At 46.9% G+C, this 17845-nt stretch carries 17 protein-coding genes and 1 pseudogene; 7 read left to right on the top strand and 11 right to left on the bottom strand.

The window, feature by feature from the left end; translation table 11 throughout:
* Window positions 1-60: 60 nt before the first annotated feature.
* Together A31E_RS12860 and A31E_RS12865 are read right to left on the bottom strand one after the other, a co-directional pair.
* Entirely contained in the window at window positions 61-330 is a 270-nt protein-coding gene (locus tag A31E_RS12860) for a helix-turn-helix domain-containing protein (protein WP_016248850.1), read from the bottom strand.
* A gap of 95 nt (window positions 331-425) precedes the next feature.
* Window positions 426-692 carry a helix-turn-helix domain-containing protein gene (locus tag A31E_RS12865; protein ID WP_024193595.1) on the bottom strand — a complete coding sequence of 89 codons (267 nt, stop codon included), beginning with the start codon at window positions 690-692 and terminating at the stop codon, window positions 426-428.
* Between the two features lie 119 nt (window positions 693-811).
* Between A31E_RS12865 and A31E_RS12870 the strand changes: the two genes are divergently transcribed.
* On the top strand, window positions 812-1060 hold the full coding sequence (locus A31E_RS12870; RefSeq protein WP_016248848.1) for a helix-turn-helix domain-containing protein: 249 nt from the start codon (window positions 812-814) through the stop codon (window positions 1058-1060).
* 73 nt (window positions 1061-1133) lie between these two features.
* Here the strand turns inward: A31E_RS12870 and istB are convergent, their stop codons facing one another.
* From istB to A31E_RS24255, 3 genes and pseudogenes are all read right to left on the bottom strand, one after another.
* Window positions 1134-1889 (bottom strand): IS21-like element ISEc10 family helper ATPase IstB, encoded by a 756-nt coding sequence (gene istB, locus A31E_RS12875; protein WP_016248847.1) that lies wholly within the window; start codon window positions 1887-1889, stop codon window positions 1134-1136.
* Window positions 1886-3384 (bottom strand): annotated as a pseudogene (gene istA / locus A31E_RS0122695) (IS21 family transposase). Before istA ends, istB begins: the two are co-directional and overlap by 4 nt.
* Before the next feature lie 658 nt (window positions 3385-4042).
* Window positions 4043-4267, bottom strand: a complete 225-nt coding sequence (locus tag A31E_RS24255; RefSeq protein ID WP_071790976.1) for a hypothetical protein — start codon at window positions 4265-4267, stop codon at window positions 4043-4045.
* Between the two features lie 259 nt (window positions 4268-4526).
* Here A31E_RS24255 and A31E_RS12880 point away from each other — a divergent pair, with 259 nt between their 5' ends.
* On the top strand, window positions 4527-5411 hold the full coding sequence (locus tag A31E_RS12880; protein WP_016248844.1) for an integrase domain-containing protein: 885 nt from the start codon (window positions 4527-4529) through the stop codon (window positions 5409-5411).
* 461 nt (window positions 5412-5872) lie between these two features.
* On the opposite strand, the gene A31E_RS12885 is transcribed toward A31E_RS12880, so the two are convergent.
* From A31E_RS12885 to hchA, 4 genes are all read right to left on the bottom strand, one after another.
* The gene (locus tag A31E_RS12885; protein ID WP_016248843.1) at window positions 5873-7183 is read right to left on the bottom strand and encodes an AAA family ATPase; all 1311 of its coding nucleotides are present in this window, start codon (window positions 7181-7183) and stop codon (window positions 5873-5875) included.
* Window positions 7180-8151 (bottom strand): reverse transcriptase domain-containing protein, encoded by a 972-nt coding sequence (locus A31E_RS12890; RefSeq protein WP_016248842.1) that lies wholly within the window; start codon window positions 8149-8151, stop codon window positions 7180-7182. Before A31E_RS12890 ends, A31E_RS12885 begins: the two co-directional genes overlap by 4 nt.
* Before the next feature lie 830 nt (window positions 8152-8981).
* Window positions 8982-10040 (bottom strand): glycosyltransferase family 9 protein, encoded by a 1059-nt coding sequence (locus tag A31E_RS12895; protein WP_001516582.1) that lies wholly within the window; start codon window positions 10038-10040, stop codon window positions 8982-8984.
* Between the two features lie 304 nt (window positions 10041-10344).
* On the bottom strand, window positions 10345-11196 hold the full coding sequence (gene hchA, locus A31E_RS12900; RefSeq protein WP_000218188.1) for a glyoxalase III HchA: 852 nt from the start codon (window positions 11194-11196) through the stop codon (window positions 10345-10347).
* Window positions 11197-11925: 729 nt separating this feature from the next.
* Between hchA and A31E_RS26440 the strand changes: the two genes are divergently transcribed.
* Window positions 11926-12084, top strand: a complete 159-nt coding sequence (locus A31E_RS26440; RefSeq protein ID WP_172955709.1) for a hypothetical protein — start codon at window positions 11926-11928, stop codon at window positions 12082-12084.
* Between the two features lie 88 nt (window positions 12085-12172).
* On the opposite strand, the gene A31E_RS12905 is transcribed toward A31E_RS26440, so the two are convergent.
* Entirely contained in the window at window positions 12173-13288 is a 1116-nt protein-coding gene (locus A31E_RS12905; protein ID WP_016248841.1) for a porin, read from the bottom strand.
* A gap of 648 nt (window positions 13289-13936) precedes the next feature.
* Here A31E_RS12905 and drpB point away from each other — a divergent pair.
* From drpB to A31E_RS12920, 4 genes are all read left to right on the top strand, one after another.
* Window positions 13937-14218 (top strand): cell division protein DrpB, encoded by a 282-nt coding sequence (gene drpB, locus A31E_RS0122675; RefSeq protein WP_242664688.1) that lies wholly within the window; start codon window positions 13937-13939, stop codon window positions 14216-14218.
* 39 nt (window positions 14219-14257) lie between these two features.
* Window positions 14258-14953: a phosphohydrolase gene (locus A31E_RS12910; RefSeq protein ID WP_016248840.1), complete on the top strand. Its 696-nt coding sequence runs from the start codon at window positions 14258-14260 to the stop codon at window positions 14951-14953.
* 66 nt (window positions 14954-15019) lie between these two features.
* Window positions 15020-16438, top strand: a complete 1419-nt coding sequence (dcm, locus tag A31E_RS12915; protein WP_001157228.1) for a DNA-cytosine methyltransferase — start codon at window positions 15020-15022, stop codon at window positions 16436-16438.
* The gene (locus A31E_RS12920; protein WP_000785975.1) at window positions 16419-16889 is read left to right on the top strand and encodes a very short patch repair endonuclease; all 471 of its coding nucleotides are present in this window, start codon (window positions 16419-16421) and stop codon (window positions 16887-16889) included. Before dcm ends, A31E_RS12920 begins: the two co-directional genes overlap by 20 nt.
* Here A31E_RS12920 and yedA read toward each other — a convergent pair.
* Entirely contained in the window at window positions 16878-17798 is a 921-nt protein-coding gene (gene yedA, locus A31E_RS12925) for a drug/metabolite exporter YedA (protein WP_016248839.1), read from the bottom strand. The genes A31E_RS12920 and yedA overlap by 12 nt on opposite strands.
* Between the last annotated feature and the right edge of the window lie 47 nt (window positions 17799-17845).

The raw sequence follows: 17845 nt of genomic DNA, 5'->3' as shown, positions 1-17845 counted from the left end.
GCCTTACATTTGCTGTTAAGAAACCCTGCCTCACCAGCGGGGTTTTTTATTTTCTGCGATCTACCTTCCAGTAGAACCCTTTGTCCACTGAGCATGTAGATCCAGCACTGCCTGAGCAAAATCATCATTCACCGTGTAGAAATAGCACTCTGGAACGTTAAGTACTTTAGCGAACGCGCACATCATTTCGAATGTAGGGCGATGTATTCCACTTTCATACTGAGAAATACGGGAACGCGCCGTAGCTTCTTCAATACCTGCCAGTACACCTAATTTTTCCTGAGTGAGATTAGCACTTAAACGAGCGGTTTTAAGACGAACAGGCAACATAGCTATACCACCAATAAGGATATTGACAGCATGTTTAGCATTGCTTTACAGGAGAGTTGCTTAGACTTTCTGAACAAAGGGTTAATAACGTCTTCTTACTTTTTTGAATAACGATAGTGGGTTAAATAAAGCGCCAGAATCATTTCAGCAAGTTCATCATTAACCGTATAAAAATAACACTCCGGCACATTCAGTACCTTTGCGAACGAACACATCATTTCAAATGTTGGGCGATGTATCCCACCTTCGTATTGAGATACGCGAGAACGCGCTGTTTCCTCTTCAATACCCGCAAGTACTCCCAATTTTTCCTGAGTCATAGCGGCTCGTAACCGGGCTGTTTTAAGTCGAAAAGGAAGCATCTGTTACGCCATCAATGATCATACATTGACTTACTGTTTAGCATTACTTAACATCGCAGTTGTTTAGATATGCTGAACAAATGATATTTATCTGAAACAACAATATAAGGATGATGGGGATGGTTAATCAGGACTGGCACCCGGCAGATATCATTGCCGGGTTAAGAAAGAAAGGAACATCACTGGCTGAGGTATCGCGCAAAGCAGGGTTGAGTTCTTCCACACTGGCAAATGCGCTTTCCCGCCCGTGGCCGCGCGGAGAAAAACTCATTGCTGATGCGCTGGAAATATCACCAGAAATAATCTGGCCTTCAAGATACTTTGATAACAATGGTGATCACCTGGAAAGGATCATGCGAAAGCGATGACCCTGACTATTAGACGTCAACTAGTTTTGCCGACTGGCGCCAACTACTCTGGCCGCATCCATAGAGCAGGGTTTTAAGCCACGCTGGTTACTGCCTTCGCTGTCTTTTTCCGGTAACTTTCTCCTTTTAGCTCGAACATATACCCGTGATGGATCAGCCGGTCGGCCGCTGCCACCGCCATCGTTTCATCCACGAAGATGCTGCCCCATGTGCTGAACGGATGATTGCTGGTGATGACCAGACTGCCGTGCTCATAACGATGTGCGATCAGCTCGAACAGCACACCCGTTTCCGCGTTGTCGCGTTTGACATACCCGAGGTCGTCTATCACTATCACCCGGTAGCGATCCAGTTTCAGCAGAAGCTCGTTCAGTTTCAGTTGTGTCCGCGCTTTACGCAGCTCCTGCAGCAACTCTCCGGCACTGTAGAACCGGGCCCGGTAGCCCAGCCCTACAACGCCATCCACGATCGCCGCCGCCAGATGGCTTTTTCCCAGGCCGCTGGCACCGAACAGCAGGACGTTTTCTCCGGCATCAACCCAGTCTGTCGTTTCGCAGAGCTGCCGGAACTGAGCGTTATTCAGTTCCGGCACCTGGCTGAAGTCATACTCACCCAGCGTTTTTGCCACCGGCAACCGGGCTTCCTTTTTATAGCGGCGCAGCTTTTCGCTCTCGCGCCACAGGAGCTCTTCATTGCACAGCGTCAGCAGATAGCGTGACGGGGTCCAGCCCTCCGCCAGGGCGCGTTTCTCCAGTGCATGCCATTCAGCACTGACGCGGGTCAGGCGCAGTTTGCGCAGGCTGCGCTCAAGAAGGTGGATGTTGCTCACTGCAGACCTCCCTTGCCACGTAGCAGCTGTTCATAACTGCTCAGGTTGTGCTGAACGACGTTGACTGCCGGCAGCTCTTTTTCCTTGATCCCCAGGAACCGCATCAGGCGGTGCAGATCCAGCTCACCCGGGGTATTCAGCATCTGCTCCATCCCCCGCGCCACGATCGAGATATCGTCATAGCCTGCAGCCAGTTTCAGGGCGTGCACCATCAGGCGACCGGCCATCTCCGGCTCCAGATGGTTGCACAGGCGACGCCACAGTTTTCGCCATTCATCGTCCGGCAGGATGTCATTTCTCAGCGTTGCATGGCAGAACGCACCGGGCTTTTTCGCCAGGCTGTCGATCACATGCCGGAAGTCGATGCGCCTGGCCCGGGTTTTCCCTTTTTCTGGCCTGACGCGGGCGCAGCTCATCACTTCACTGCTACCCACGTAACAGCTCAGGCGATCATCCCATAAGCGGACGCGTAACAGCTGACCGACAAGTCTGGAAGGAACGCTGTAGACGACGTGCCTGACGTTGATGGTACTGCTGCTACTGACCCTCACCATCAGTTCGTCGTAGTCGGCGCTGCGACGCAGCGGCAGCGGTTTCAGATGTGGGCGCTCTTCTTTCACCAGATCCTGATTGTTGCGGTTGTGCCGCATGACCTGCTGAGTGATGAAGGCCTGGTATTCTTCCACGGTGCTGAAGTCGTTACTGCCCCGCAGCATCAGTGCCTGGCGGATCCGTCTTTTCAGATGCCCGTGGGCGCTTTCAACCGAACCATTTTCGTGGCCACGACCGGCATTATTGTGCACGCCCTGCATGCCATAGTGCTGGCAGAGGGCAGCATAGCGCTCAGTCAGCTCGCGGCGCCCGTCTTCACCCTGTTGTTTCCTGCTGCCCGCAGGCTGTCCGTTTTATGCTCTGCTGGTACACCGCCCAGCTGCCCGAGGGCTTCCTGCAGGCCTTCAGCCAGGGCTGAGAAGCTTTCACCGCCCAGCACAACCCGCATCCAGCTCCAGTGGCTCCACTCAAGGCGGAAGTGGTACAGCTTATGCGTCAATAACTTGCCACCGATGGTGACAACTACACCTTTGAGCTCGGTAAAGTCCGACAGGCCGCGCAGGCCCGGCTGATGAAGTTGCCGGAACATCACCTCCTGCTCGACACCATACTGCAGCTTCCATTCGCGAACCCGCCGCTGCATAGTCCTGCGGAGGCTGCTGGGGTACTGACCGGGATATTTATCCTGCAGCATTTCCAGCAGGGTCGTGGGCATCAGAGCAGGTCTTTCCTTCAACAGGGGAACAAGCTCGCTGTCCCAGACGGCCTCAAGCGGATCTTTACGCGTCCGCCAGTGACGACTACCGGTTTTAGACCACTGATCTTTTTCGATCCTGCGACCGGAACGAACAGAGATACCGGCCTTCATGGCCGAGATATGCTGGGTTACACCTTTTTTACGCTGAGTCATGTAATAACTGACCTGATGAGTATTGAGCGACACGCCATTTCCTGTGGGATCATGAACATGGTGCTCAGATTACAAAATCGGCCAGAATAATCAGCGCCAACCGGACTGAGTTATTGTCGTCTCATACCCTGACACAACAAGATCGGCTCTCCCGGTGTGTGGTCAGCCACAGGCTGATCGCGCAACGGGAGACGACAAGCGAAGCGCGGCAGTGTGCCACTCACAAATTTTCGATTAATTCAAGGGGAAACTCAATTTCCAAAAAAATGAGTTTCCCCTTTCTGCGCCAGAAATAACGGTGTAATCTTCCTCCGGCATCATAGTTGTCGTAGACAACGCCCTAAGCTTCACGCCTGAAAGAAGCGCCTGGCATCGCCAGCATGGCACCTTTTACCGGCGTTGATCTCTGCAAACGCCGGGGACGCAAAATCCCTTGTGTCTGAGACTGAAGTACATACACCGGACGGCTCCATCGTTATTGCTTAACGGCAACAGCCTTCACTGGCTGAATGGCTTATCTGTGCCGGAATCTTCCCGGCTGATTCATACCCTGCTGATTACCAGTACCCTTTACATGACGAGCTGCGGCCTGCGATGCCGTCAGGTTTTGCTGCCGCATGACCGTCAGCCTGCACCCCGGACGATCCTGTCGTCCTCGCTTAACGACAGCGGCCTTCACTGGCTGAACGGTTTACCTTTGCCGGAGTTTTCCCGGCTGGCTTATACCCAGCTGACAACCAGCCCCTTTACATGACGGGCTGCGGCCTGCATTGCCGCCAGGCTTTGCTGCCGCGTGTCCGTCAGCCTGCACCAGAAACGCAACGTTTATCCCCTGCACCGGATAAGGCGTCACTTTGATCGCGTTAGCGAAAAAGCAAAGTGACGCCGCGCAACACACCACCGCAAGCCGCGCCATCTATGGACTGCGCCACATTCCCGCTAACTGACATGCCCTTTTGGGCCGCTGTCGGCGCAGAGCAAAGGAGAAAAAGATCGATACCGAGGGGGGCACGACGCCCCGGAGAACCCCCTGCTCTTGCAGGCAGTCTGTACCGCGTACAGCCTGAAACTCCCTAAACCTCAACAAACTGCCACTCCGACGTGAAGGTATCGTTCTGGCGCAGCCAAAAAGCACACGCCGGAGACTGTTTGTTCTTGTAGGTCAGGGGGAAGTCATGAGCAAATTAAGCAGTGAAATGAAGGCGCTGGCGAAGAAGGCTGGCGGCAGCTTCAAAACGGTGGATGATCGCATTCATATCACGAAGCGGTTCAGTGAGCATTTACGGGCGCTGAATATCCAGATCCAGCGGGTGGAGCAGATCAAAGTGCGGCATATCGAATGCTACATCCAGGAACGGCTGGAGCAGGATATCGGTTTGCGCACGCTGCAAAACGAAATGGCGGCATTGCGATCTGTGCTGAGACAGGCGGGACGCAGGCAGGTGGTAAAGCATCCGCGCCTGACCAATAAGGCGCTGGGGTTGTCGGGCGCTTCGCGCAACGGTACGCGCCGCGCCATCACACCGGAGCATTATGAAAAGGTGATGGAGAAGGCCCGCGCTCAGGATGCGGGGCTGGCGGCGGCGCTGGAGATTGCGCGGCTGATGGGGCTACGCTCGCAGGAAGCGGTGCAAAGTTCGCAGTCGCTGAAGACCTGGCTGAAAGCCATTGAGCGCGGGGAAACCCGGCTGAAAGTGGTGTTTGGCACCAAAGGCGGGCGTCCCCGCTATACGACGATTCTGGACACTAACGCAGTCAGAAAGGCGCTGGAGAACGCCTTACCTGTCGCAAAGCAGCGTAATGGCAAATTGATCGACAAACCCGATCTCAAAACGGCGATGGAGCACTGGCACAAACAGGCGACTAAAGTCGGGCTGACGGGCGAATTTTCCCCGCATTCCCTGCGCTATGCGTGGGCGCAGGATGCGATCCGCCATTATCTGGCACAGGGATTCAGCGAAAAGGAATCTCTGGCGCTGACCGCGACGGATCTCGGCCACGGTGACGGGCGCGGGCGCTGGGTGAAACAGGTGTATGGCTACCGTTGGCAAGAGGAATAACGGCTTTCATGACTGGCGCAGAATAAAGGGTTACTGCGTAACGATGCCCGTTAATCATATTCCCTGTTCCAGACATGACGCGGGGGATAATTGTTGCGGTGTGCATAGTACCCGCACCGAAACAGACTAATCCTGTTTTTTTCGGGAACTGACGGCGCATTGATGGAGTTAGATAAGTGCTCATAACCTCTGGCTGTTATGAGCGAGGAGCGGACATTGGCCCTGTATGCCTGACGATACAGTCACCAAACTACCAGTCTATATTTTTATTCATAGCATCCCCGTGCACCTTCTCAGTAAAGGACGAAGCACGCTATGTTATGTTTTAAAGAAGCCTCTTCGCCTTAGTTAATGATAAGAGGCTATTCAAATACTGTTTCTATCAGCAATTCAGGAACCAAAAACAACGATTATAGTGATATGCAATTGATTGTTATGCGTTCAACTATTAACAAATGAATTTAATTTATCATAAAAAAAACAGACACTTGAGCATCAAAGCCATGTTCCAAAATCGTAAAAATATCCTCTTGGGTCAGGTTATGATCTTCACGCCTCTCCAGCAATTTTTTCCAGTAGGCTTTAGATTTTGCATTATCTGGCGCAACATCAGGAAGTTTATAATATGCATTTTCTTCTTTATATTTTCTAAAGACCTCATCTTCAATGTCATCGTAAGGACTGATAATTACATCTGCACGGTGACCATATTTTTGTTTAGAATCACCATCCAGAACGGCTATCGCATTTTGGGGTGAGCAGATAAATCCAGTCCTGGCATTACGCTTCATCAAATCAACGACGTTACTACAGCCACCGATATAAATAACCTTAACCCTGTTTTTAGTTTCTATAGTTGAGAGTTTAATATTTATGTAACTTTCAAGTGTCACATCTTCGGTGAAAATATATTTATCAAAGCCTTGAAACCCAAACATTTCAAATTGAATAAAGCTGTATGAAACCAGATTATAGTTTATAATTCCGTTTTCATTTTTAAGGTAAATGATAGGAGTGCCATATTCATAGATGGTTTTCATAATTGCGAGTGAGTGTGTGGTGAAAAGAACTTTCTTATTCCTTTCCACGCAGATATTTCTGACTGCACTCATTAGAGAAACCTGTGCGGAGGAATCCAGTGAGACGTCTATTTCATCAATAATGATAAGTTGACTGGAGGAAGTTATCATCCTGAAAATACTGATGACAAAAAACTCCCCCGAACTAAAATAATCTTCGCGGATATAACGATTGTTATCAAGCGGTAGAAAATAGTAATTCGCACCTTTAATGGTAACGAACTTCAAATTGTCGAATTTATTTGTATCTTTGTATACGGCACTCAAAAAAGCTATTAATTCATGTGCATCCTGATAATCATTTTTTATGTACATTTCCCTAAGCGTCATGTCGATGTTACCCAAGGCGGGAAAATCAGAGAACCGTTTTCCATATGGAATGGGCAGTTCGACATTTATAAATGTCTCATCCCGAAGAATATTTTTGGTATCAAGGTCGCCGTCATTAAACCTAAAAGCGTAAATATCATCGTTAATTTTAACGTCTATTTTTGTCTCTTCGCTGATACTAAACACGGATGACGTTTTGCTCACGATGGCAGTGTCCTTGAGCAGGGCCAAGGCTTTAATGATGGAAGTTTTACCTACGCCATTCTTACTTGTCATACAGATTAGCGGGTCGCGAGTGAAGTCAAAAGACACGCTGATGTTGGCGAGATGCTGAAGCTCTCTAATATCAACACTAAGAATCATTTGAGCAAGTCCTTCCCTTTGAGCAACTTACTAATGATAGAGTTACCGTACTTTTTCCGGAGGTGAAATAGGTAGTCCTGATCAATATTATTGATTTGGCTCAGTACACCTGCGATTGATAAAATCGATGACATTTCATCTGCTCCGGTATAATTGACCAGTTTATTTCTGTCGGTTTTGAGCAGATGCAGCTTTACTTCAATATCCGTTTTGGTTGCTTTGCTAACTGTCATTTTCCCGTCATTAAGTATGCTGATCCCCAAAATCTTTCTTTCATATTTTTTCGTGATAACTTTTGTTTTTTTATGATTGATTGAAAGTTTCAGTAATGGGTCTGATGAAAGTATGGATTTAAGGTCAGTTGTAATTGTGTCTTTAGATATTTCATGTTGAGATGAAATAATTAAGTCATCCGCGTACCTGCTATATATATAGTTGTTATTATGACAGTAGGAATCTATAAGATTGTCATAATCGTAGAAGCAGAAGTTACTGATTGATGGAGAGGATGAAAACCCAATAGGCAAGCGATTACCAATCGTACATAGGAATACAATCCTTTTGATGTTATCCCTTACCTCTTCAGCGTCAACCGTACGTATAGTTGCACAGTACTTTGATAGCTTATCGGACACTACATCACCGCTGATTGAAGGAAAGAAATTCGATATATCCGTTTTAAAAATAAACTCACTATTACAGTGCGGTCGTACTGCGTCGGTAATATTTACTTCTTTCCGGTAAGAGAAAACGATGTCTTTCCTCACTGGCATTTCGCTGAATACAAATCGAGAAAGAAAAGTATGAATCAGCTTTAGCCTCGCGGAGCACTGATAAAGTTCAGTTTTAGCTCTGCTGAGGGGAATCAGGCGTACTTCGTCCTCCGTACGGAGGGTGTGGAAATCGGCAAAGTTCTTTTTGTTATTGAAGTAGGAATTGAACACACTCTCCAGGCTATTATCTTTCATTTATCCTTTACCTGTGATTAGTATGATAAAGCCGTCAGGAGAATGTACTGAAGCACCTGCGGCCCCATAAATTATTAAGGCCCCCAAGAATCACTTCACGGGAGCCTTAATAATTTACGAGACTATACTGCCTATAGAGGCTTCCTGTTTGACCGGAGATACTCCAAGTCAGAAGCATAGGCTCATTATGACCCCATCCATTCATTTTATCAAGCTTGTCTCGTCATGCTCGGTATCAGTCGTCTGGGATAAATTTAGTACATTAAGCATACATATCCCCTTCATAGCCTCGTTACCTGGTAGTTTAGTATTACAAGTTACTAAAAGTATTCCGCCAAGCACCGTTAGTATGGCAGTTTCAACGTCCGCTCCTGGCTACATAGCCGACGGTCAAAAGGAAAAGGGCTAAGAGTAAAGACCAGCTAAGGGTAACAGCACCTGACCTGAAAGGGCTGCAACCCAAAGGGCCAGCTCTGGCCCAGAACGATGTAATCCCACAGAATCTGGTGCAAATTCTGTGTCTGTATGTCTGGAGCATTCCGGCTATACGTCAATAATGACGACCTTCTCGTTGGTTATAAAACTTCCGGGTAATAGTCCCTGAAAATGTGATTTACATCATCTTTTTAAGCAAAAATATCCCAGGGGCCTTTCTGAGGGCCTTATTTTAAATTCATTTATAAAAATCATTAAAATTCAATAAACTACAATAAAATTCGCATCCAGTCAGAGGAGCCAAATTCAAAAAAGCCTGCTTTAAGCAGGCTTTTTGCTATTTAGCGCCAAATCATAACAGACATATCTAAAATCTCTTAAATCTGATAATTACATCAGGATTGAATTTTTACGATAATTCTTTTCACCGTGTTTCTGAATTCATCCAGATTGATGCGATCAATCTCTTTCCCTACTACAATTGTCTCTGAAATATCCGCCATTGCAGGCCAGCGTGTTTTATAATCGGCATACACGGCGATGACAGGAACATTATAAGCACTTGTCATATGCAAAATAGAGGTATCTGGCGTTATCGCGAGAAAAGCATTTTTTATGACGGCAGCAGAACGTGCTATTGAAGGAGCCAACGATAAATGATAGACATTGTCAAAATACTGGGTTAGCTCTACTGCTTTTTCAGTACCATTGGGTCCATGAACAATGACAATTGGCATATTTGTTTCATTTTTAATCATAGCTATTAGCTTTTGAGCTATTGTTTCTGAAAAGGTTCTTTCCTGGGCACTGCCATCAAGATTAAGAGCGATATAAGAACCCAATGGATCCAGTTCATAATGTACCTCGTCTATTACCTCTTCGTGGATCGGTAATTCAAATAAAGGGGGGACGGGTGGGAAACCTGCTTCTCGCATCATGAAAGCCCATGTCATTGGTACTGGCGCTCGAAGAGACTGATCCATTGTTGATGCCGATTTACATAATGGGGAATAACATGTCATCGTTAAACCCACAACTTGTAAATTCGTTTTCGCCTTTAAATGACTTATGAATAGCATTGTTTTCAAGTTTTTCTTGCGCATCGCTTCAATACAGAGATCTGGTGTACCGTGTTGCTCTCTTATACTTTTCGCCAGTTTTTTTATTTCATTTAAGCTGGCATAGTCCTGCATTGTCATACTGACTAATGTTAATTTGGTGTATTTAAGATGAAGCGCATCAAAAACAGATTTATTAATTGTAGATGTGACAATTAATAAATGTTTTATTTTATGTGATTCCAGCGATCTAATTATCGGGTAAATAGCCATTGCATCACCAATTTGATCTGGAATGTGAATGACTGCAAATTCAGTATTTGCAATGTCAATATCTTCACATGAATAATCATAATAGCTAAATGCAATGCGTCTAAAAATTGACGTTAACGACATATCTAACCTCGCTTCCCTACTGGTTAAAACGTGATGGAGTTTATCAGAGATAGTCGTTTTCTAAAATCGATAAATAACGCAATGCCACATAACACGTCCTTATATTTTATGTGTTAATGATTTGCTTGAATTATACTTGTTATTTCAACAAAGGATTGTATTGCATTCTTCAATGCATGAAGCTGATGCATAAATGGAGGTAAGACAAGAGATAAGGCGTCAACAACTGGTGGTGAACATCTCTCGTTTATTCAGTGGGGGAGATAAACCCCCACTTTTTTATTACACCGTAAGTGATGTCCGGTTAACCCACGTATGCCGCCAGCATTTCCTGTGCAGCGAGTTTGCCCAGCGCATTCGCTGCAAAAGGGCTGTCTCCGGTGAGAAGTTTACGATCCTTATGTACCCGGCCAGTAATGTCATCATTGATGATGTTCATTCCCATTTTCTTCAGTTCTTCACCGAAGTACCAGGTCAGATGACCCGGCATATAGCCAATATCTGGTGTTTGTTTGTCTGCTGCATCCGGGAATGCGCAAATTGAATAACCGTTTAGTGGGTTATCACCGTGGCGGAGCGACAGAAACGCAGCCGGGCCGTGACAAAGAGAGATAACAAAGCGGTCGTTTTCAATTGCCCATTGCAGAGCGGTAGCAACTTCTTTGCTTTCAGGTAAGCCAATAAGAGCACCATGACCACCTGGAACAAAGATTGCTGCGTACTCGCTGTCTGCGTTGAGGCTGGCGACAACATCCGCTAATTTCTTCGGATTGCGGAACAGAGATTTATGCTGCTCAAAGAATGGCATCACTTTTTCATCTTTGTGCGGCATAGCCCAGTATTCAAACTTCGTCATCAGGCCAGAGATGGTCGCAACTTCGAACTCGAAACCAGCAGCATGCAGGTGATACAACGGCAGCAACGTTTCAATGGGATGGTTGCCCGTCGAGAATAGTTTACCGTTATCGGTTGGCAAATAGCGTTCGTCAGCGGCGATCACCAGAATTTTATGCTTACCGCTATACGGTTTTGGGTAGTCCACACCATCAAGATCAGATACAGGACTGGTATATTGGCTAAGCGAATATTCTGAAGGGAAGAACGCATTATCTTCAGCAATATCAATCTGCGGGTTCTTACTTGTTTGAACAGTCATAGTGTATTCCTTATTGTTACTTCGGTAGGTTAGTCACTATATTCGCGACTGAGCTGGATGCTATATTTAACCAGGAACGTAAAACGAGTCAATATACCTAAAGCGGTAGAGGGTTGCGTTAAACACGTCAGGGAAAATACATCACAGTTAACGAATAGTGTTCTCATCGAATCAACCTTATTTGCAATAAAAAACGTAAAGCGTAGCAATATATTTTAGTTCATTTTTCAGAAAAGATGAGATTGCATACTCTCGTTACATAGGGCGACTGTCAGAATCATAAATGAGATTTTTAGCAAAAAATAATGATGCAGCCGTTCTGTATGCCCGTTAGTCGTGGAAAAATGATGAATCAGATTAATCATTAACTAATGACAGATATGGTTAATTACATGCTATCAGATTCTCTAATTACAGTAGCAACCAGAAAAAGGTGTGCAAGGAGTGGCTAAGGTTACAGCAGATATAATGCACCAAATATTTAAGGCATAACTATAATCTTTAACAGGTAAATTAATAATAAGTTATAGTCTTTTTTATATTAAGATGTTTTCAGAGGTTTTCTATGTACTGAAATATTGTTATTCCGGTGAATGTCTTTCTCGGGATGATAGGGAACTATCGCTTTATTATGCGTAGTTTTTCGCTAACGTTTCTTCAGGGCATATTCATTTACCTGGCTTTATTCCGGAATATGTAAGAATCCTGGAGCGTAGATATGTTTCTGACATGCATCGTTTTAAAGATGCACTACGTGATCAGGCTTTGCACTGTTTAGCGACTCTGGTTGAACAGAAACTGGCAGATGTTATTGTGCCGGGAGTCACCCAGGAATTGAGTTTTGTCGACATGCTACAGCGGTTGAGAGTGCCGCTGCTGGTGATTTGACGAGGGGGATAAAAAAGCCCGAGTTCAATGAGGGACGAACTCAGGCTGGATGAGTTTTTACAGTAACGTGCCGTGGCGCGTTGGCTGATTAGAACTGGTAGACGATACCAACTGCAAACTGGTCATCAGTTGCTGCGCCAGTAATTGCCGCGTCATCTTTATCCAGCATGTTGAATTTATATGCAGTATAAACGTTCATGTTCTTATTGAAGTAGTACCAAGTACCAACTTCAATGTAGTTCACGCGGTCAGCGTCAACATATCTATGGCCTGGGACGCCTTTAATATCTTTACCTTTGGAGTAGACATAACCTAAGGAAGGACGCAGACCAAAGTCGAACTGATACTGAACAACTGCTTCAAAGTTCTGAGTTTCGTTGAGCAGTTGATCATGCATTATCGAGTTGCCGTCTTTGTCGAAGCCGCCTGTATTAACTGATGTCGGTGTCATATTACGAGTTTCACCATACATCACAGCAGCGTAGACATTGTTCGCATCATATTTTGCTGCCAATGACCATACTTCTGCATTTGAACCGTTTCCATCAGCAACTTGCTCATTGGTACGATCAGATTTACCATAAACACCGACAATACCAAAACCATCAATGTTGTAGTCTACGGACAACGCATAGCCATCACCGTTTTGTTTAGTAACGCCACGATTGCTGTTCTTGCCTTGATACTGAATTGCAAAATTCAGTCCATCGACCAGACCAAAGAAATCAGAGTTGCGGTAGGTTGCAACACCGTTGGTACGACCGTTCATAAAGTTGTCAGCGGAAGCCCAGGAATCGCCGCCCCATTCAACTAACATATCGGTATAAGCTGCGGCATCATAGGCAACACCGTAGTTACGACCGTAGTCGAAAGAACCAAATCCGTTATATTTCAAACCGGCGAAGGTTAAACGGGTTTTTTCCTGATTAGAACCTTCAGGCTTGCTGGCATCAAGGTTGTATTCAAACTGACCAAAACCAGTCAGTTCGCTGGTAATCTGAGTTTCACCTTTAACGCCGAAACGAGCATAGGAGGTATCCTCGTTTTCGCTGTTATTATCATCAGTGTTCGACCAGATGCGTTCGCCAACCATCTTGCCGTAAAAATCAACTTTATTGCCATTCTTATTATAAATTTCAGCCGCATTTGCTGCGCCAGCAACTAATAACGCCGGGACCAGCATTGCCAGAACTTTTCTTTTCATTATGTATTCCCTTGTGATTATAATCTTCATGAATATATCAATAAGTGCCATTATCCAAAAAAAAGCACATTTGGATACTATTCTATGAAGTTCATTTTATTTTAAAGATTGCATGTAACAAATATATTTAAAAGATTTCAAAATGTTTCTATCTTATTTAATATAATTCAAAATTATGAATTGCAGATACAGAAATTCATGTCATTTATGGTTGTATATCAATAGATTATTGATTTTGCGGAAGGATAGTTTGTGTCAATGAGTGTTGCACCAAAGACCCTGAGTGATCTTGCGCACATTATGAATGGCATAAAAAAAGCCGGCATCATGCCGGCCCAAAAATATAAACAAGACGATAAAGGCTAATAACGGAGTTATCATGACACAGAAAACGAAAAAGGTATAATTGTATTCAGTGCTAATATATTCAATATGTGAATTAATTAATTATCCACTGCCGAAAGGAAAATACTTTCTTATTTGTTTTTTCTACAAATAATAGCCATTGGCTAAGATTTATATATTTGTTCAAAAAATGAGTGAGACTTGACTGTCTCAACTAATGTGGAAAAATGTGACTTTTATCACATAATAGTGCTAAGTCTGAATTTCCCGGGTTATCTCAAAATGGAGTACGGTTCGACAACGATGGAAGAGAGACTTTCTCGCAGCCCTGGCGGCAAACTGGCTTTATGGGCTTTCTATACATGGTGTGGCTATTTCGTCTGGGTAATGGCGCGTTACATTTGGGTGATGAGCAGGATCCCGGATGCCCCCGTGTCGGGATTTGAAAGTGATTTAGGCTCTACCGCAGGAAAGTGGTTAGGGGCATTAGTGGGATTTTTGTTTATGGCCCTGGTCGGAGCGTTGTTAGGTGGTATTGCGTGGTACACCCGACCACGACCCGTGCGTAGCAGACGCTATGAGTAAAAACTGCTAAGGTTGCGACTCATTTGCAGCGGAGCGTGTATGGATTTACAACACTGGCAGGCACAGTTTGAAAACTGGTTTAAAAACCATCAAACGCACCAGGACGTGGCCCATGACCTGTGTCATTTTCGTCGTGTCTGGGCGACAGCGCAGAAACTGGCGGCAGATGAAGACGTCGATATGCTGGTCATTTTAACCGCCTGTTATTTTCACGATATTGTGAGTCTGGCGAAAAATCATCCGCAACGGCAGCGCTCCTCATTACTGGCGGCAGAAGAGGCGCGTCGCATTTTAAGTGCGGAATTTGTCGATTTTCCGCCAGAGAAAATAGACGCCATTTGCCATGCTATCGCGGCACACAGTTTCAGCGCACAAATTACACCTTTAACGGCGGAAGCCAAAATCGTGCAGGATGCAGACAGGCTGGAAGCTTTAGGCGCGATTGGTCTGGCGCGAGTGTTTGCGGTCTCAGGCTCGCTGGGTGTGGCGTTGTTTGACGGTGAAGACCCGTTCGCGCAGCATCGCCCGCTTGATGATAAACGCTACGCGCTGGATCATTTCCAGACTAAGCTGCTGAAACTACCGCAAACCATGCAAACGACAAAAGGTAAACAACTGGCGCAACACAACGCCCGTTTTCAGGTGGAGTTTATGGCTAAACTCAGCGCTGAACTGGCGGGCGAGAATGAAGGTGTGGATCATGACGTGATTCGTGCCTTTTCTCCTGCAGGCTGACCGCGTGGCCCTAAACTGAAGTAATTATGTTAACCTGTCGGCCATCTCAGATGGCCGGTTAAATCTATGCAGGAAAATATATCAGTAACCGATTCATACAGCACCGGGAATGCCGCACAGGCAATGCTGGAGAAACTGCTGCAAATTTATGATGTTAAAACATTGGTGGCGCAACTTAATGGTGTGGGTGAGAATCACTGGAGCGCGGCGATTTTAAAACGTGCGCTGGCGAATGATTCGGCATGGCACCGTTTAAGTGAGAAAGAGTTCGCTCATCTGCAAACGTTGTTACCCAAACCACCTGCACATCATCCGCACTATGCGTTTCGTTTTATCGATCTGTTTGCCGGAATTGGTGGCATCCGTCGCGGTTTTGAGTCGATTGGCGGTCAATGCGTGTTTACCAGTGAATGGAATAAACATGCGGTACGCACCTACAAAGCGAATCATTATTGCGACCCGGCTACGCATCACTTTAATGAAGATATCCGCGACATTACCCTGAGCCATAAAGAGGGCGTGAGCGATGAAGCAGCGGCGGCACATATTCGTCAGCACATTCCTGAACATGATGTTTTATTGGCCGGTTTTCCTTGCCAGCCGTTTTCCCTGGCTGGCGTATCGAAAAAGAACTCTCTTGGTCGCGCGCACGGTTTTGCCTGCGATACCCAGGGGACGTTGTTTTTTGATGTGGTACGCATTATCGACGCCCGCCGTCCGGCGATTTTTGTACTTGAAAACGTCAAAAACCTGAAAAGTCACGACCAGGGCAAAACGTTCCGCATCATCATGCAGACGCTGGACGAACTGGGCTATGACGTAGCCGATGCAGAAGATAATGGCCCGAACGATCCGAAGATCATTGATGGCAAACATTTTTTACCGCAGCACCGTGAACGCATTGTGCTGGTGGGTTTCCGTCGCGATCTTAATCTGAAGCAAGATTTTACCCTGCGTGATATCAGCGATTGTTTCCCTGCGCAGCGAGTGACGCTGGCGGAGTTGCTGGATCCGATAGTCGAAGCGAAATATATTCTGACGCCGGTGCTGTGGAAGTACCTCTATCGCTATGCGAAAAAACATCAGGCGCGCGGTAACGGCTTCGGGTACGGGATGGTTTATCCGAACAATCCGCAAAGTGTCACGCGCACGCTTTCTGCCCGCTATTACAAAGATGGCGCAGAAATTTTAATCGATCGCGGCTGGGATATGGCAACAGGTGAGAAAGACTTTGACGATCCGCAGAATCAGCAACATCGTCCGCGTCGGTTAACACCTCGTGAATGCGCACGGTTGATGGGCTTTGAAGCGCCGCATGAAGCGAAATTCCGCATTCCGGTTTCTGACACTCAGGCCTATCGCCAGTTCGGCAACTCGGTAGTCGTACCGGTCTTTGCCGCGGTGGCAAAACTGCTCGAGCCAAAAATCAAACAGGCGGTAGCGTTGCGTCAGCAAGAGGCACAACATGGCCGACGTTCACGATAAGGCCACGCGTAGCAAAAATATGCGCGCGATTGCCACGCACGATACAGCAATCGAGAAGCGCCTGGCCAGTCTGTTAACCGGACAGGGGCTGATGTTTCGCGTTCAGGGTGCCAGTCTACCCGGACGTCCGGATTTTGTCCTCGATGAGTATCGCTGCGTGATATTTACCCACGGCTGCTTCTGGCACCATCATCATTGCCATCTGTTCAAAGTTCCTGCCACACGAACGGAGTTCTGGCTGGAGAAGATAGGTAAAAATGTCGAGCGCGATCGTCGTGATATTAATCGATTGCAGGAACTCGGCTGGCGTGTATTGATTGTCTGGGAGTGTGCGTTACGTGGGCGAGAGAAGTTGACGGACGCGGCGCTGACCGAGCGTCTGGAAGAGTGGATCTGCAGCGAGGGTGCCAGCGCGCAGATCGACTCTCTAGGGATTCATTTACTCGCTTGATGTGTCCTGAATGACGGGGGCGACAACGGGTTTAGCAGGAAAGAGATATTTCCCCAGCGTTACCAGCACCACCGCGAAGACAATCACGCCCAGTGCCAGCCATTCAACCCGCGATAGCGTTTCGCCACCCAGCCCCGTACCCAGCAATACCGCGACCACCGGGTTAACATAAGCGTAGCTGGTCGCCAGGGCCGGGCTGACATTGCGGATTAAATACATATAAGCGTTGATGGCGATGATAGAACCAAACAGCGCCAGATAGCCGACCGCCAGGAAGCCCGAAAGAGAAGGTAGCGCCGTCAGTTTTTCACCCGCAATCATCGATGCGATCATTAACACCACGCCTGCCGCCAGCATTTCAATGGCTCCCGCCATCATCCCCACTGGCAGAGTGATTCGTGAGCCATAAACTGAACCAAATGCCCAACTCACAGACCCGATCAAAATCAGGATCGCGCCCCACGGATTGCCGCTTAAATTACCGCCACTGTTGAGCATGATGATCCCCGCTAACCCAATGGCGATGCCAAGCCACTCCAGTTTGCGCGTTTTTATGCCAAACAGGCGGCTGAAGCACAGGGTAAAGAGTGGCACCGTTGCCACCACCACGGCGGCAATGCCGGAAGGGACGTTTTGATGTTCGGCTACCGTTACCATGCCGTTACCGACAGCCAGCAGTAACAGGCCAATAAGCGCGGCATTAAGCAGTGGACGTAGCGGCGGCAATTTGTGCCCGCGCAGCAGTAAAAATGCCATTAGTAAAATACCGGCTGCCAGAAAGCGCACGCCCGCCATCATTAACGGTGGCCAGCTTTCTACCCCAATCCGAATGACAAAATAGGTTGAGCCCCAAATGATATACAGCGCAAACAGTGCGCCAAAAAGCGGTAACAACTGGCGGAAACGCATAATCCCTCACGATGGAAATAAAAAGGCTGTTCATAGTAAACGTGAAA

Source organism: Escherichia sp. KTE159 (genome assembly GCF_000408805.1).
Lineage (GTDB): Bacteria > Pseudomonadota > Gammaproteobacteria > Enterobacterales > Enterobacteriaceae > Escherichia > Escherichia marmotae.
This window is presented reverse-complemented; position numbering and strand designations above follow the sequence as displayed.

Bases quoted from the DNA above. Each gene is read 5' to 3' on its own strand.
- A31E_RS12895 (WP_001516582.1), bottom strand. From the start codon at position 10,040: ATGTCGTTAACGTCAATTTTTAGACGCATTGCATTTAGCTATTATGAT.
- A31E_RS12860 (WP_016248850.1), bottom strand. From the start codon at position 330: ATGTTGCCTGTTCGTCTTAAAACCGCTCGTTTAAGTGCTAATCTCACT.
- hchA (WP_000218188.1), bottom strand. From the start codon at position 11,196: ATGACTGTTCAAACAAGTAAGAACCCGCAGATTGATATTGCTGAAGAT.
- A31E_RS12865 (WP_024193595.1), bottom strand. From the start codon at position 692: ATGCTTCCTTTTCGACTTAAAACAGCCCGGTTACGAGCCGCTATGACT.
- A31E_RS12885 (WP_016248843.1), bottom strand. From the start codon at position 7,183: ATGATTCTTAGTGTTGATATTAGAGAGCTTCAGCATCTCGCCAACATC.
- drpB (WP_242664688.1), top strand. From the start codon at position 13,937: ATGGAAGAGAGACTTTCTCGCAGCCCTGGCGGCAAACTGGCTTTATGG.
- A31E_RS26440 (WP_172955709.1), top strand. From the start codon at position 11,926: ATGCATCGTTTTAAAGATGCACTACGTGATCAGGCTTTGCACTGTTTA.
- yedA (WP_016248839.1), bottom strand. From the start codon at position 17,798: ATGCGTTTCCGCCAGTTGTTACCGCTTTTTGGCGCACTGTTTGCGCTG.
- A31E_RS24255 (WP_071790976.1), bottom strand. From the start codon at position 4,267: ATGGCGCGGCTTGCGGTGGTGTGTTGCGCGGCGTCACTTTGCTTTTTC.
- A31E_RS12905 (WP_016248841.1), bottom strand. From the start codon at position 13,288: ATGAAAAGAAAAGTTCTGGCAATGCTGGTCCCGGCGTTATTAGTTGCT.
- A31E_RS12910 (WP_016248840.1), top strand. From the start codon at position 14,258: ATGGATTTACAACACTGGCAGGCACAGTTTGAAAACTGGTTTAAAAAC.
- A31E_RS12880 (WP_016248844.1), top strand. From the start codon at position 4,527: ATGAGCAAATTAAGCAGTGAAATGAAGGCGCTGGCGAAGAAGGCTGGC.
- A31E_RS12920 (WP_000785975.1), top strand. From the start codon at position 16,419: ATGGCCGACGTTCACGATAAGGCCACGCGTAGCAAAAATATGCGCGCG.
- dcm (WP_001157228.1), top strand. From the start codon at position 15,020: ATGCAGGAAAATATATCAGTAACCGATTCATACAGCACCGGGAATGCC.
- A31E_RS12890 (WP_016248842.1), bottom strand. From the start codon at position 8,151: ATGAAAGATAATAGCCTGGAGAGTGTGTTCAATTCCTACTTCAATAAC.
- A31E_RS12870 (WP_016248848.1), top strand. From the start codon at position 812: ATGGTTAATCAGGACTGGCACCCGGCAGATATCATTGCCGGGTTAAGA.